The organism is Arthrobacter sp. efr-133-TYG-120, from assembly GCF_030209785.1.
In the GTDB taxonomy this organism is placed as follows: domain Bacteria; phylum Actinomycetota; class Actinomycetes; order Actinomycetales; family Micrococcaceae; genus Arthrobacter.
Genome location: NZ_JARVRI010000027.1, coordinates 35,712 through 50,294, shown reverse-complemented (window position 1 = coordinate 50,294; position 14,583 = coordinate 35,712). Strand labels below are relative to the sequence as shown.

The 14,583-nt window shown below is 63.4% G+C and carries 16 protein-coding genes; 9 read left to right on the top strand and 7 right to left on the bottom strand.

The window, feature by feature from the left end:
* Positions 1 to 160: 160 nt before the first annotated feature.
* Positions 161 to 499, bottom strand: coding sequence for a hypothetical protein (locus tag QRN51_RS15825; protein ID WP_284990799.1), 339 nt, complete (start codon positions 497 to 499; stop codon positions 161 to 163).
* A 171-nt stretch (positions 500 to 670) separates the two neighbouring features.
* Here QRN51_RS15825 and QRN51_RS15820 point away from each other — a divergent pair, with 171 nt between their 5' ends.
* Entirely contained in the window at positions 671 to 1,465 is a 795-nt protein-coding gene (locus QRN51_RS15820) for an SDR family NAD(P)-dependent oxidoreductase (protein WP_284990797.1), read from the top strand.
* On the opposite strand, the gene QRN51_RS15815 is transcribed toward QRN51_RS15820, so the two are convergent.
* Positions 1,413 to 2,507, bottom strand: coding sequence for an FUSC family protein (locus QRN51_RS15815; protein ID WP_284990796.1), 1,095 nt, complete (start codon positions 2,505 to 2,507; stop codon positions 1,413 to 1,415). The genes QRN51_RS15820 and QRN51_RS15815 overlap by 53 nt on opposite strands.
* Positions 2,508 to 2,765: 258 nt before the next feature.
* On the opposite strand from QRN51_RS15815, the gene QRN51_RS15810 reads away from it, so the two are divergent.
* From QRN51_RS15810 to QRN51_RS15785, 6 genes are all read left to right on the top strand, one after another.
* A complete protein-coding gene (locus tag QRN51_RS15810) occupies positions 2,766 to 3,221 on the top strand; it encodes an SRPBCC family protein (protein WP_284990795.1) in 456 nt (151 codons plus the stop codon).
* Entirely contained in the window at positions 3,218 to 3,760 is a 543-nt protein-coding gene (locus QRN51_RS15805) for a GNAT family N-acetyltransferase (protein WP_284990794.1), read from the top strand. Before QRN51_RS15810 ends, QRN51_RS15805 begins: the two co-directional genes overlap by 4 nt.
* Positions 3,761 to 3,791: 31 nt before the next feature.
* The gene (locus QRN51_RS15800) at positions 3,792 to 3,995 is read left to right on the top strand and encodes a hypothetical protein (protein ID WP_284990792.1); all 204 of its coding nucleotides are present in this window, start codon (positions 3,792 to 3,794) and stop codon (positions 3,993 to 3,995) included.
* A 7-nt stretch (positions 3,996 to 4,002) separates the two neighbouring features.
* A complete protein-coding gene (locus QRN51_RS15795; protein ID WP_284990791.1) occupies positions 4,003 to 4,476 on the top strand; it encodes a Clp protease N-terminal domain-containing protein in 474 nt (157 codons plus the stop codon).
* A gap of 115 nt (positions 4,477 to 4,591) precedes the next feature.
* Positions 4,592 to 5,845 (top strand): acyltransferase family protein, encoded by a 1,254-nt coding sequence (locus tag QRN51_RS15790; RefSeq protein WP_284990789.1) that lies wholly within the window; start codon positions 4,592 to 4,594, stop codon positions 5,843 to 5,845.
* A gap of 49 nt (positions 5,846 to 5,894) precedes the next feature.
* Positions 5,895 to 7,208, top strand: coding sequence for a hypothetical protein (locus tag QRN51_RS15785; protein ID WP_284990788.1), 1,314 nt, complete (start codon positions 5,895 to 5,897; stop codon positions 7,206 to 7,208).
* 21 nt (positions 7,209 to 7,229) lie between these two features.
* On the opposite strand, the gene QRN51_RS15780 is transcribed toward QRN51_RS15785, so the two are convergent.
* Positions 7,230 to 8,798 (bottom strand): DUF2142 domain-containing protein, encoded by a 1,569-nt coding sequence (locus tag QRN51_RS15780; protein WP_284990787.1) that lies wholly within the window; start codon positions 8,796 to 8,798, stop codon positions 7,230 to 7,232.
* A gap of 284 nt (positions 8,799 to 9,082) precedes the next feature.
* Between QRN51_RS15780 and QRN51_RS15775 the strand changes: the two genes are divergently transcribed.
* Positions 9,083 to 9,502 (top strand): GtrA family protein, encoded by a 420-nt coding sequence (locus QRN51_RS15775; RefSeq protein WP_284990786.1) that lies wholly within the window; start codon positions 9,083 to 9,085, stop codon positions 9,500 to 9,502.
* Here the strand turns inward: QRN51_RS15775 and QRN51_RS15770 are convergent, their stop codons facing one another.
* Genes QRN51_RS15770 through QRN51_RS15760 form a run of 3 tightly spaced genes read right to left on the bottom strand, consistent with a single transcriptional unit; the run spans position 9,503 to position 11,997 of the window.
* Positions 9,503 to 9,904: a VOC family protein gene (locus QRN51_RS15770; RefSeq protein ID WP_284990784.1), complete on the bottom strand. Its 402-nt coding sequence runs from the start codon at positions 9,902 to 9,904 to the stop codon at positions 9,503 to 9,505. It abuts the gene before it with no gap.
* Positions 9,905 to 9,913: 9 nt separating this feature from the next.
* A complete protein-coding gene (locus QRN51_RS15765; protein ID WP_284990783.1) occupies positions 9,914 to 11,281 on the bottom strand; it encodes a sensor histidine kinase in 1,368 nt (455 codons plus the stop codon).
* The gene (locus QRN51_RS15760; RefSeq protein WP_059388398.1) at positions 11,278 to 11,997 is read right to left on the bottom strand and encodes a response regulator transcription factor; all 720 of its coding nucleotides are present in this window, start codon (positions 11,995 to 11,997) and stop codon (positions 11,278 to 11,280) included. The genes QRN51_RS15765 and QRN51_RS15760 overlap by 4 nt, the downstream gene beginning before the upstream one ends.
* A gap of 168 nt (positions 11,998 to 12,165) precedes the next feature.
* Between QRN51_RS15760 and QRN51_RS15755 the strand changes: the two genes are divergently transcribed.
* On the top strand, positions 12,166 to 12,693 hold the full coding sequence (locus tag QRN51_RS15755; RefSeq protein WP_284990782.1) for a hypothetical protein: 528 nt from the start codon (positions 12,166 to 12,168) through the stop codon (positions 12,691 to 12,693).
* Between the two features lie 112 nt (positions 12,694 to 12,805).
* Here the strand turns inward: QRN51_RS15755 and QRN51_RS15750 are convergent, their stop codons facing one another.
* Entirely contained in the window at positions 12,806 to 14,392 is a 1,587-nt protein-coding gene (locus tag QRN51_RS15750; protein WP_059388399.1) for an MFS transporter, read from the bottom strand.
* Between the last annotated feature and the right edge of the window lie 191 nt (positions 14,393 to 14,583).

Below are 14,583 nucleotides of genomic sequence, written 5' to 3'. Positions count from 1 at the left end.
TAAGTCATGGCCCCGGCATTGAGCCAGCCGATCTCTGATTCGGAAACAATTTGCGAAGTTCGCGACACGATTCACACCCCCAGCCGCACGCCACTTTCCGTCTTTGCTGTAATCGGGCCGAACTGCCGCCCCGGGCGGGCCACCGTCGCGGTGTAGGTGCCTACTTTTGTGCCTTCCTTTTCTGCCATTGCCAGGCGTGCCAGAACAGAAGCGTCGCCAGGATCAGAGCGGTGGCTTGGAGAAGCTGCGGGGTCATGTTCATCAGGATGAACGGGAACGGCATCGTATTTCCCGGAGTGGGGGTGAGCGGGGCCATCGCCTCATTGATGATCACCATGATGCCTATGACGAGCGGCAGCTCGAGCACCCATAGCCCGATGATGAACGGATTCACCGCGGCCCTCCGCTGAGGTACCTCGACCGCGCCTAGGTGATGCTCCAGCGCATTCCCGTGCTCGTCGATTTCGCGGAATTCAATCCTGCCATGAGCCTCGTCCATGGTCTGTTCCTCCCGGTTGGTGTGCCGTGGCCCCCACAGAGGCTCGAAAGGCGCACTTTTGAGGCAAACTACCGCGAGCACCGAAAACGTACGAGTACCGCCGTCGAGATGGCATTTGACGGCCGGGACGTGCATCACCACACGGAGCGTCAACGGGACTAGTCTGGGCGCATGACAACTCGTGCCAACGAACTCACCGCCCTGGTCACCGGTGCTACTGCCGGGCTCGGTGCGCAATTCGCCCGTCAGCTGGCCGAATCCGGCCACCACCTGGTCCTCGTGGCCCGCGACGAAACCCGGCTGAGGTCAAGCGCCGAGGTGCTTGAACGGGACTTCAGTATCTCTGTGGAGGTGGTGCCCGCCGACTTGACCTCCGACGTCGGGGTTGCGGCTGTCGTGGCCAGGCTGCGGGACGCTTCGCGGCCGGTGGACGTGCTGGTCAACAATGCCGGAATCGGTTTGCTGAATTCTTTCGAGAAGAACGATGTGGAAGACGAAAAGCGGCATTTGCGGCTGCATGTCCAGACGCCCATGGAGCTGTGCCACGCGGCGTTGGGGGTGATGTTGGCACGCAAGTCGGGCAGGATCATCAACGTTGCGAGCGTTGCGGCATTCGCGAACCGGGGAAGCTATTCGGCGGCCAAGGCTTGGCAGGTCAGCTTCAGCCGTTGGGCGAACACCGCGTATGCCGGCAGCGGCGTGAAAGTCACCGCGGTGTGCCCGGGCTTCACCCACACGGAGTTCCACGATCGCATGGGCATGGACAAGTCGGTGGCTCCGCGCTTTTTGTGGCTTAACGCCGAGCGCGTTGTCCGGGAAGGGTTGGAAGACAACGCCAAGGGCAAAGGGATTTCCATTCCGTCGAAGCGCTACAAAGCGATCACCGCCGTCATGCGCTTCCTGCCGGCGAAGCTTACGTCGGGTCCGCCCCGCCTCGCCGCGAAGCAATCCGGGCCCGCGAAGTAAGCCGGGGCGCCTGGACCAGCACCGCCACCGCGATCCCGATCACGGCTCCCACGAACGTCTCCACCCCGCGTTCCAGGACGAGCACGCCGGGATCCGCGGGCGCCGCCAACTGAGTCATGAGCAGGATGACCGGAGTGAAGAACACCATGGCCCAGCCGTAATGCCGGGCCATGAACAACTCGGTGGGGAACTGGAACCCGATCACCAGCAGGGCAAGGATGAGGGCGGTTTGCCCGGGGAAATAGTGCAGCGGGGACAGCGGTCCTGGAAAGAGCACGACGGCGACAATCGCCAATCCGAGGAACGTCCCCACGATACGGTGAATGCCGCGGTGCAGGCGGCTCGGCACATCGGCTCCGGCCAGCGGAACGGCGGCCGCGGCCATCGCCCAGTGCGGATGCCCGCTGCCCGTGAGCACTCCGCAAGCACCTGCCGCGCCGACGGCGAGCACATACCGGGCCGCGTGGAGTCCGGCTGCTTGGCGCAGCCGCGCCGAGGATGCCGGAATGTCCCGGACGGCGCCACGTTCCCACACCCGGTACCGGAGCCACCCGGCGAAACCCACCACCATCGAAAACGCTGCCGATGCCGCGCAGATCAGGACCGCGGCAAGGAACGGGACGTGCGCGGGGACGGACCCGCATGCTCCAAGGGCCAGGATTCCGAAGAACGGGCCGTTGGGTTTGAGCCGAACCTTGTCCGAGAACAGCGAGCCAACACCCGCCAGGAGCGCCTCGACTACCACCAATCCCCATGAATGGATATGGGAGACGGACAAGAACGTGCCCACCGAGACGCCGGCCAGGAGCACGGCGGCGGCCTGGGCCTGGTGCTTGAGCCGCAGTTGGTGCGATTCGGCACGACCGTACATGCCGGTCAGGGCGCCGAATACGGCGTAGATGATGAGGTCCGCCCGGCCAATCGCAAGAAGCACAAGTGCCGGCACGGCGACGCTCAGTGCGACGCGGACGGCGGCAAGGTGATCGTTGCTTGCCGGTGGAACGGTATGAAGCGCACGGGCATGGGCAATGATTGATCGCAACGGGACACCACCAATCAACTCAGCCGATCATTCGGAAGTTATCAGCACCCCACGATCTGCGCCATTAGCTGGGTCACAACGTTTCCTTGTGCGTCCCCACCCAACTAGTCCCCACCGCCACCCTCGCCTCGCAAGCTCGGCCAGGGAACCCTGGCGGCGTGGGCCCTCGCAGTAGATGTCGTTTTGAGCCTCCATAACGACATTAACTGCGAGCTAGTCGGGTCGACGGGTGTTTTGAAACGGTGGCAGGATCGAAGCATGACTGTGTCGTTCACATGCCGTACGCATATCGGAATGGAACCCGGGGAGCTCTTCGATCTCTCCCGCAATGTCGACGCGCACGTCGGCTCCATGGCCAAGTCCCGGGAACGTGCGGTTGCCGGCGTCGTGTCCGGACTGCTCTCGGAAGGCGACGAGGTCACCTGGCAGGCCTGGCATTTCGCTGTACCTCTGCGAATGAGCAGCCGCATCACCCGGTTTCGATTCCCTGAATCGTTTACGGACGAGCAAGTGCGTGGCCCCTTTCGCTTCTTCCGGCACGTGCACGAGTTCATTCCCGACGACGGCGGCACGCTCATGATCGATCGCGTCGAGTTCGCGGCGCCTTTCGGCGTTGTGGGCCGGATTGCGGAGAAGGCTTTCCTCGGGCGATACCTGCGGAACCTCATCGAACAGCGCAACGAATACCTTGCCCGCAGCGGTGCCGCCGCATGATCAGGACGGCCCGCGCGGACGAACTGGAACGGCTCCGGGGGATCGAGTTCGCCGCGGGGGAGATCTTCCGCTCCTGTGGAATGGACGCCATCGCAGACGACGAGCCATTGACCGTTACGGAAATGGCTCTCTACCAGGCGCGCGGTGGTGCCTTGGTCTTTGCCGACACGTCAGATGTTCCCGTGGCCTATCTTCTGATTGAGCACCTCGACGGCAATGCGCACGTGGAGCAATTGAGCGTCCATCCGTCGCATGCGCGGCAAGGTCTGGGGAGCGAGCTGCTCGATGTTGCCGAAAAGTGGGCTCAGGCCGAGGGCTTGGAGTGGCTGACCCTGACCACTTTCCGGGATGTTCCGTGGAATGCGCCCTACTATCGCAGGCTGGGTTTCGAGGAGCTGGGCCCGGAGCTGTTGGACGATGGACTCCGGGGCATCCTCGAATGCGAGGGCTTGGTGGGCCTGAGCCGTTGGCCCAGGATCGCCATGCGGCGGCGCGTCAGGCCGATCCGCGGACAGGAAGATTCTGTCAGTCTGTATTGACAGGCCTGTGCCGTCAGTCCAAACTGACAGCATGAATGGTGATGAGCTGACTTCCCACATCCCGGCGACGGACCCGGCAATCGGGCTCCGCGCCGTTGGTGCCCTGCATCGCTTGGCTGAGAAGGTGGAGGCCACCAACGTGGCCCTCGCGCGGGAGCACGGTTGGTCCTGGGAGCAAATAGGTGATGCCTTGGGCGTCTCCAAGCAGTCGGTCCACGCCAAATACGGAAAGTGAGTCTGCCATGTTTGAACGATTTGCCGGCGAAGCCAGGACCGCTGTCCATGCCGGCGCCGAGGAAGCCAAACGCCGTGGAGACCGGAGAATCGGCACGGACCATTTGCTGCTGGGATTGCTTCACGACCCCGGGAGCTGCCGGACGTTGGAAACGGACCTCGAATCCGCCCGCGCCCAGCTCGATGCCCTCGACCAGCAGGCGCTGGAAGCCGTTGGCGTGACGCTGGGGGACTTCGGCCCGCTGAATGCGCCGAAGGGAAGCAGCCGGACTACCTTCACCTCGGCCGCCCGCTCAGTCATTCAGGACTCACTGATGCTGACCACCCGGGAGAAGGCCCGCAGGATCAGCACGCGGCACCTCTTGCTCGCACTGCTGGAGCGGCGCGAACCGGATCCGGCCGCCGTCCTGCTCCATAACCTGGGCGTGGATACCGCGACACTCAAGGACAGGCTGCAGAACCCAGGTCCGGGAACTGAGTGAGGCGGCCCGAACCTGATTGTTTTGCGCGGCAATATTCCGCTCGAGTGAACCACAGCTGAGTGAATCCTGTAAGCTCCCACAGGATCACGCAGCCGCCTTTTGAGGGGAACCGCCCGTGCAGGACACCATTACCGTACGTCCATCGTGGGGTCGTCGCCTTGCCGGAATCGAAGGCCTCCGAGGCATTGCGGCCCTATCGGTGATGGTTTACCACCTTGCTTTGACGACCTCATTCCAAGTGCAGACCGGGCCGTTGGAAATTCTCTTTTCGCTTTGCAACCAGGGCCTCACCCTGTTCTTCATTCTCTCCGGCTTCCTGTTGTACAGGCCCTTCGTTTCCGCGATCGTGCAGGGCAGGCAGCTGCCGTCCATCCGCCGCTATGCATACAACAGGCTGCTGCGGATTTATCCCGCGTACATCGTGATCTTCGTTGTCACCGGACTCTTCGTCGGTTCCGTGTACCTTCACGGCAGCACTCACGGGTTCGGCCCGGAAAACATCGGCAGGCTCACGGATCCCCTCAAGATCGCAGCCAACGTACTTCTTGTTCACATGTTCATTCCGGAGTACGTCATGAGCGGCCTGCCGGTGTCGTGGTCATTGACGGCTGAGATCACCTTCTATTTTGTCCTGCCCTTGGTGGCCTTTCTTGCCCTGTGGAGGATTCGAAAAGGATCGAGGAAGACTGCCGCCTTGGTGTGCGCGCCGCTTGCCATGGTCATCGTCGGCCTGGGCATTACGCTTTGGGCCAGTGACGCGGCAAGCCGAATGAGCCCGATCGATGCAGCGAACTTCGGCTTCGGGCAGACTGGCAGTGCAGTCTTCCTTCGGAGCTTCCTTGCGCAGGCGGATCTCTTTGGATACGGAATGCTCGCCGCCGTGGCAGTGGTCGTGATCCACGAACGCGGCGTGGAGCGGGTGCAGACCCGGGTCAAGGCAGCACTAGTCCTGGTCGCGGCGCTGATCGAGCTCCTGGCCCTTGAATTCGCCCGACCCGTAATTTCCACGGTCTCCGGGGTGGCTGCGGCGTTGGTATTGCTCGCAGTCGTATTACCGTCATCCCGGGGAGACGACCTGAATCGGACGGCCCGTGTTCTCGAATGGTTGCCATTCCGCTTCACGGGCGTCATGAGTTACAGCATCTATCTCTGGCATCTGCCCGTCATTTTTTGGCTAATGGGGCATCACCGGACGTTCGGCCAAAACACTCTCGCCTTGCCGCTCAACGGGCTCCTCGTCCTGGCCATCACACTGTCCTTGTCCACTTTGACTTACTACTTTGTAGAGCGCCCGGCGATGAAGCTGAAGAGGCCGGCGTTGAAGGTACAACAACCCGAACCTCAACAGGAACTAAGCGTTAAGCGCTGAGGATGTAGAATCGGCCTCCTGTCTGCAATTTTCTTTTGGGGGTCCCCGCTTGGCTGTCCTGACCGTGCGCCGTCGCGCCTTTTTCGCTCCTACTGTCCGCTCGCGGAACCCTGTGGTGTACGCGTCGATCGTCCTGGTCTCGACACTGATTTCGCTGGCGCGGCTCCCGGGCCCGGCTATCGGAACCCTGTGGGCCGAAGATGGCGGGATCTTCATCAATGACGTGCTCAAGGACGCAGGCCTCCGGGGCATCTTCGCCCCCTACCAAGGCTACCTCCACGTCGTGCCCCGCGGGGTGGCGTGGCTGGTCGTAAGACTGCTTCCTGTGGACGCGTGGGCGATCGCGGTGACCGTGGCGGCGTGCCTGATCGTGGGCGGCGTGGCCGCGCTCGTGTTCCACTGCTCGTCCGCGCTGTCCAGTAATACCTGGGTCCGGCTTGGGTTCGCAGCGGTGCCCGTCTTGGTCGCTGCCAGCCCGGAGGAGGCCCTCGGAAACCTCGCAAACCTGCATTGGTACTTCCTGTACTTGGCGCCGTGGCTCCTTTTGAAACGGCCCCGGACATGGGCCGAGGGCGTCCTCCTGACGGTTGCGGCGCTGCTCGTGGGCCTTACCGAAATACAGGCCGCAGTGTTCGTCCCCCTGTTTCTCTACAGGCTGCGGGACGCACGCCTTTGGGGTCCGAGGCTAGCCCTCCTCGTTGGCGTTGGGGCGCAGGTTTTCACGACGCTGGCGTTCCCACGCGAAAACCCGGCCGCACCGCCGGTGAATTGGCTATCGGTCGTATACGGGTGGTTCGTCGACGGCCCGTCCGCCGTAATGTTCGGTACCGCCGGACAGATATCCCGCGTGGTAGTCCGTTTCGGTTGGGTGCCCGTGGTGCTGGCGGGGGTCCTCTTCCTTGCAGCGACCGCGCTCATCCTTGTTCGGGGTGGAACGCGCGAGAGGGTTGCCGCAGGCGCGTTCCTGGGCGGCTCGGTCGTCATAGCGTGCGCAGCCGTGGCCCTGAACTTCCGGCCGTTCCTCGACTACGCCGCTTTCGACGACGCCGGCTGGAACGCCTTGCACCTCGGGCGGTACGCTGTTGCGCCGTCCATGTTCCTGCTCGCACTCTTGCCGCTTCTGGGGGAGGTTCTGGGGCGCTCTGCACGGCCGGCGGTGCTCGGCGTTTTGGCCGTGCTGATGCTCGTCTACTTCTTCCCCGTGGCCGTGGGGCGCGAGTTCGGACCAATCTGGGCGGACCATCTCGAGCAGGCCCGAGCGGCATGCCGGACGCCCGGGGCCGAACCGGAGCAGATCGTTCCGATCGCCCCGACGGATTGGTCGATCAAAGGCGTCAAGCTCCCCTGTCGCATCCTCGACTGACCCGGATGGGGGGTCCGTGCGCTAGGTAGTGATGAGTTCGGCTTCGCTGCGCTCAACATTCCGGGGAAAACGCGGGATGCGCGGAAAGAGGATCCTGTGTGAGATGACTGCACCCGCAACAAGTACCAGGAGGTATGCGGTTGTCAGCCCTTCCCAAGTGAAGGGCGGCTGCCACAGCGGATCGAACATTTCCGTCCAGTTCGTATGGGTTTGGAGGCCTATCGTGTACCGCCGGAGGACAAACACAAAGAGGTAAACGTGTACGCCAACGGCTCCGGCAAAGAGCCACGGAGACAGGGAACGCGCCCATGGTCCCCGTGGTGTCGGGCGCATGCGCATGGCCACTCCGCAGGTGAGCAGAAGCAAGACAAACAGGGCCAGCAAGTATCTGCCCTGCCAGATGTAGCCAATTTGCTGTATTACCTGGGCCTGAAGGATGGGCGGCAGGATCAATACAGCGACAAGCAGGATCCAGACTGCGGGCCGGGCCCGCAGAGGCCGTGCGGTGAGGCCGCCGATGATGACGGCCGCAAAGGCAAAGTGCCAGAAGGCGTAGACCGCGGCGGGTGCGCCGGTGTCCAGCCAGCCCATGATTCCGATATAGCCGGACGCATAGTCGAATGAGCGGTCCAGCATCGTGACGAAGGCCTGGTCCGGTGTCACATCACTGGGGGTACCCGTCAGGCTGCTCAGGCTATTTGCCGCGACCAGCCAGGCGAGACTGGCAGCGCAACCAAGGCCGATGAGCGCGGTCATGGCCAGGCCCAATCGGTTCTTCACGACGGCGACCATCGGCTTTATTCCGAAAATCAACACGGCTGAAACTACCGCCACCGCCAGCCAGAGCAACGAAAGAGCGCGGGTATTGGCCAAAACGGCTCCGGAAATCCCGACAATAACGATGCTCGTCCGAACGTTCTTGAGATTCCGGTAATTCTCGAGAACGACGCATAGGTTGAGAAACAAGGCAGAAGTCGTAACCACTTCAAGCGCATTGGGATTGATCGAGCCGTTGAGAAAAAGCACCATCGGCGTGATGGAAACCAGGCAGCTCGCCATTGGCCAGAAGCGACGGCGCAATGACGCCGCAGCGCCGATGGTGGCCGCAAGGAACACTGAGCAGATCAGGGCACTGATCAGGCGCATCAGGTAGATCGCGGGCTCGCCCGCCATGAACCGTGAGGGAAGGCCGACCATCGCGTAGTACATCGGGTTGTAATTGCCGGCGCTCGTTTGGGCTTGCACGAGGTCCCGCGCTGCGGGGTCGAGTGGAGGTGCGCACGCAGGCGTCATGGCGATTTTGAAAGCGAAGCAACCTTGGGCGCTGATGGTGGAAATGTATCTCGGAACCGTGACAATAGTCTGCTCGCCCTGCTTGCCTGATGAGCTTCCCGTGAGCTCGCCACGGGCGACTGCCGCGGCTTTGATGGTGTGGGCCGGCTCGTCGGGCACTGACATCAGGGGTGAGGCGAACACCCAAATCATGGAAAGCACGGCAATGATGGGGAACGCAATGAACGTAAACCGCAATGTGGGCAGTGCGCCCGGCCTGCGTGCTGCGCTTGGCAGGGCTGGAGAATTGGTAACCATCGTCCTGATACGTTATCGCACCCGGTCGCCAACAACCCGGCTGGACGAGACCGCCTGAAGCCGTTCGAAACAGGCCATCGGCACGGTTTGGCGGTTCGATGCGCGGCGTTTCGCTGGAACCGGAGCCGTTATGATTGATCGAGCCTTGCGGTCGCTGAGGCGAGGCTGTCTCCGCCGGAAGCCGCAGTTTATATGACATTGACGATTTTGGGGTGCTAACAGTGGCGCTAGACCCGCGTGCTCAAGTGACGCGCTTGGTGGGCTTTGTCCACCGTAGCCACCTCTTGAAATTCTTGATCGTGGGAGGGCTCTCCTTCGCCATTGATCTTGGCCTGCTGGTTCTGTTGCACGAAGGCTTTGGAGTTGACCTGTGGTTTGCCACGCCAGCTGCTTTCCTCGCGAGCCTCGTCTTCAACTATTTCGTCCAGCGCTCATATACTTTCCAGTCCAATAACCGGCAGCACGTCAGCATGTTCCGCTACGGCCTCCTAGTCGTTTTCAACGTCTTCGCAACGGACATCATCGTCAATCTTTTCGATAGCCTCGCCCTCACCTATGCGGGTGGAAAAGTAGTGGCCACGGTTTCGACAATGACCTGGAATTTCTTCCTCTACAAATACTGGATCTTCCGCACCGATGCCCGTAACTCCGGGAAAGATCAACAAGACGATTCCGAATTCAGCCCCACTGCCGCAGACGGCTGATCAGCCGGCCACCAGCTCTACCTCGTAGCCGTCGGTATTCACCAGATAGGCGGCGTAGTGGCCGGGCCCGCCGGCGTGGGGATATTTGCTCTCGAACATCTCGTACCAGCCCGAGTCCGCGCCGAGCTCCCGGAGCCGGTCCACGTTCTCCCTGGTGCCGGCATGGAAGGCGAGGTGGTTGAGCCCGGGCTCCGTCCTGCGGTGCGTGCTTCCCGTGAGGGCCGCGGACTGTTCGATCACGATGTACGTGCCTCCGAGTTTCCAACTGCAGCCCTCGGGCCACTCCTGGAATTGTTCGTAGCCCAGTTCGGCCAGCAGCCAGCCCCATTCTTCCTGCGCCCGGCTGATGTGGGGTACCCAAATTTCTACGTGGTGCAGCGAACCCACCGGAACATCAGCCATGCGCAGAGTCTACGTTTGACGGGGGCCCGCGGGAATGCCGGGCAACTCCACGACAAATGCCGCGCCGCCCTCACGCGCCGCACGCACACTGATGCGACCGCCCATCCGCTGCACGATCCTTGCCGCGATGGACAAACCGAGTCCGCTTCCAACCGGCCGTTCTCCGCTGTATCTGGCAAAGAGCGCACCGCGTTCGAACGCGACGGAGGCATCCGCCTCCGTGAGGCCAGGGCCGCCGTCGCGCACTTCAACGGTGAGTCCGTTGCCGGAAAGGTAAGCGGCGAGCACAACGGGAGCGCTTTCAGGGGTCACGCGCAGCGCGTTTTCCAGCAAGCCGTCCACCACTTGGCGCAGGCGCTGGCCATCGCTGCGGACCGGCAATGGCCCGGAAGGCAGTTCGAGCCGACCGGCAATTCCGTTCTGGACGCACACCGCTTGCCAGGCCTGCCAACTCTCGCGCAGGATCAAGGATGCGTCCACAGGCTGGAGTTCCACGCGGAAATCATCGGACTCAAGCCGTGCCAATTCCAGGAGATCGCGGACAAAACGGTCCAGGCGGTTGGTTTCGGCCACGAGCGTCCGTCCGACCCCGCTCACGTCGTCTCCGCTGACCACGCCATCGGCAAGCGCTTCGGCGTAGCCCCGCAGCGCGGTAAGTGGTGTCCGGATTTCGTGCGAAATGGAGAGCAGGAACTCGCGTTGGCGGTCCTCGCTGGTCCGGAGCGCGGCGTCGAGGGCCGCCAGCGCCTGCGACACCTCCACCACTTCGGCCGGGCCGCCGGGTGCTACGGCCACGGATCGTTCTCCGGCTGCGAGCCGATGGGCCGAATGCGCCGTACGCACCAGCGGCCGGCTCAACCATTGCGCCAACAGGCCCCCGGCCACGATGGCGAACACGAGGCAGACCGCGAGGGCAATCAGCATGCGGCTCAGGAGGGGAGCGGCGGCCGCGCGGATTTCGGACACGGGCTGCGCCAGCACCACGCCTCCGCCGGCCGCCAAGGGCCGGGCTTCGAGGACCACGGTGTTCTGTGGACCGTTCACCGACGTCGAGACCGACTTTCCGGTCAATACCTCCGCGACGGTCTTCGCATCCACCAGCCTCGCCCCGCCGCCTGTCACGCGGCCGTCGGTGCTGATTTGCGCGAGCCTCGCGCCGTGCGTGAGCAGATCTGTGCGCAGGTCCTGCAGGCTCCCAAGGCTTGACTGCTTGCTGAGGGAATCGGCCTCGACCGCGAGGTACTTCTTGGCTTCGTCCACCGCCGTGGCGTTGACCAGTTGCGCCGCCAGAAGGCCGGCAAGTACGACGGCGACGGTCGCGACGGCGGCGATCACCGCCGTCGTGCGTCCGGCCAGTGTGCCGAACCAGCGCCTCACGTGGCTCCTCCGGCGCCGGGACGGAGCACGGACGAATGGGGAGGCGCGGCCGAATAGCCGACGCCGCGGCTCGTCGCGATGGGGGAGTGCTCGCCGAGCTTGGCACGGAGCTGCGCGATGTGCACATCCACTGTCCGCCCGGCGGCATAACTGGCCTGCCCCCACACGGCGGACAGTAGCTGCTCCCGGGAAAAGACCCGGCCAGGCTGCGCCATGAGGTACGCGAGGAGGTCGAATTCGGTGGCCGTCAGGGTGAGTTCCTCGGTTCCCGCGCGTGCGGTCCGGTTCAGCGGATCCAGTTCGACGCTGCCCAGCACGAGCGGTTTGGAACGTGGGGTTCCTTCGGTCCGGCGCAGGACCGCCTTGACCCGCGCCACTAGTTCGGAGGGCGAAAACGGCTTGGTGAGATAGTCGTCCGCGCCCAATTCCAGGCCAAGGACGCGGTCCACCTCCTCATCCCGGGCCGTGACGAACAGTACCGGCGTCCAGTCCTCTGCCTGCCGCAGTTGCCTGCAAAGCTCGATCCCGTCCAGACCGGGCAGGCCGACGTCGAGAATCACCGCGACCGGTTTGAGCCGCTTGATCTGTGCCAACGCGGACACCCCGTCCCGCTCAACGTGTACACCGAAACCCGCGCGGCCCAGATAGAGGCGCTGGATATCGGCAATTGCCCGTTCATCCTCGGCAATCAGCACCAATCCGCGGCTGTCTTCCATGCGTCCATTCAACAGCAAGGATCAAGCCTGTGGAGCGTCCTCGTCGGCCGCCGGGGACGGTTTTACATTCCTCGAACATTGGCCGAACAATCAATTCATGCGGCCGGACCAGAGTGTGGTGAAGAGCGCCGGCGGATCGACCACCGGCCGGAACAAAGGACACGGACCATGAACAACACCATCCCGAGCTCCAGCACTCCCGTTGAGGGCCGCAAGCGTACCAAAGCGCGCACCGCCGTCGTCAGCGTCCTCGCAGCAGGCCTCCTGCTGGGCGGCGGCGTGATCGCCGCCAACGCCGCAACCGCAAGTAGCCCGAGCGCGACGGCGGCAGCCACCTCCCAGTCCGAGGCCACGGCAGCGACGGCAACGGCAACGGCGGCGGCCAAGACGGCTCTCGCGCGGCATCCGCTCGCGGCGGCCCTGCGGTTCTTCGTGAACGGTGACAGCAGCAAACCGAACTACGGCCAACGCGCCGCGAAGATCGCCACGTTCATCCTGGACAAGCGCCCGAAACTGGCCGCGAAGCTTCCAGCCGCGCTGCAAGCGGACCTGAAAGCGCTGAAGGACGCAGCCGACGGCGACCGGGTGGCCAAGGCAACCCACATCAGGGACACAGCCCTGAACGGCGGCTACGGCCCGAAGATCCAGGCGCAGGCAAAGCGGATGCAGGAGCAGAAAGCCGACCGCAAGGCTTAAATGGCGGCAAGGCTGGTTATTTGTGGCGGTCCCGCCACAAATAACCAGCCTTGTTGTGCAGACGCGGGCCGCCCGCAGCCCCGTCCGCCCTGTGTCTGGACCGGCAGTGTGCCTAGGCCGGAACCGGGTCCCGGTCCGGATCCGCCGCTACGAGGGGCCCGTCGTCGAACGGCATTTCGTCGAGGTCGATCAACGGGTTGGTGTCCTGGGTGGCAACCAGCTCGCGGGCTTCGGCCTGCGTGTCCACGCTTGGCATGGAGCCCGGAAGTGGCCGCTGTGCGGATTCGCGCAGGAAGTAGATGGCGATTGCGCCAACCACGGACGTTCCCATGAGGTAATACGCGGGCATCATGTCGTTGCCGGTGCCTTGGATCAAGGCGGCGACAATGAATGGCGTGGTGCCGCCGAAGATCGCTACGGAGAAGTTGTAGGCGATGCCCATTCCCCCGTAACGGCTCGAGGTCGGGAACAGCGCCGGAAGCGCGGAGGCGAGGTTGGCTATATAGAACGTGACCGGGAAGGCGATCAGGGCCAGGCCGGCAAGCGTGGACCAAATGTCGCCGATGCCGATCAGCAGGAAGGCCGGAACAGCGAACACGACCGTGCTGACGGCCCCGATCCACAGGACGGGCCGGCGGCCGATCCGGTCGGAGAGCTTGCCCGTCAACGGGATGCAGACTGACATGACGACCAAAACGGGGATGGTCAGCAGCGTGCCATGAACGGGGTCGTAGCCCTTGGACTCGGTCAGGTACGTGGGCATGTAGGAAGTCAGCATGTAGCCCACCGTGTTGGCGGCGGCGGCGAGGATCATGGCGAGGATGATCTGGCGCCAGTAAGCCTTCACGATGCCGATGGGACCCTTGGCTACCGCGGCGTCGCCCGCTGCGGCGTCCGCGGCGAGGGCTTCCTGGGCATCCAAAGTGGCTTGGAACTGGGGTGATTCCTCGATCTTGCTACGGAAGTACACGGCGATGACGCCGAGCGGACCCGCAATGAGGAAGGGCAGTCGCCAGCCCCAGTCCTCCATGGCCGATTGGCCGATGGTGAGCTGCAGGATGGACACGAGCGCCGCGCCAAGGGCGAAGCCGATGTAGGAGCCCATGTCCAGGAAGCTCGCGAAGAAACCGCGGCGCTTGTCCGGAGCGTACTCGCTCACGAACGTGGTGGCGCCGGCGTACTCGCCGCCGGTGGAGAAACCCTGGACAAGCTTCAGGATGACGAGCAGTGCCGCTGCCCAGATACCGATTTGTGCGTAACCGGGCAGGAGTCCGACGGCGAAGGTGCTTGCCGCCATCAGCAAGAGTGTTGTGGCGAGCACCTTCTGGCGGCCCACCTTGTCGCCCAACCACCCGAAGACAACGCCGCCGAGGGGGCGTGCCACGAAGGTTGCGGCGAATGTTCCCAGCAGGAACAGGGTCTGCACGGACTTGTCCGCCTCGGGCAGGAAGACCGGCCCCATCGTGGTGATGAGGTAGCCAAACACGCCGACGTCGTACCATTCCATCGTGTTGCCGACGATCGTCCCGCCGAGTGCTTTTTTCAGCATGGGCTGGTCAACGACGTTGACGTCGGATACTTTGAGTCGACGGCGTGTTGGAAGTTTCAATTTTGAGGCACCGCGTGGTGCGTTCTTGCTCGTTGCAGCGGCGTTCCTAGCGCCTGCTGAAGAGTCGGTGATGCTTCGGTCTGTGGGCATTTGTGTTTCTCCTAGGGAGATCATTTGCTTGCGACATACAGCTGCTCCGCTCTGGGCAGGGTTTCAATTTTACGCGAGATTCGCCCAATCTTAGAGTTGGGCTCCGAATTTCGGGGCCATTCCGGACCCTTTCGGGCACAAATGTCTGACATCCGCGGACCCCCTGCAGCCCCGGAATCACGCGGATTTTG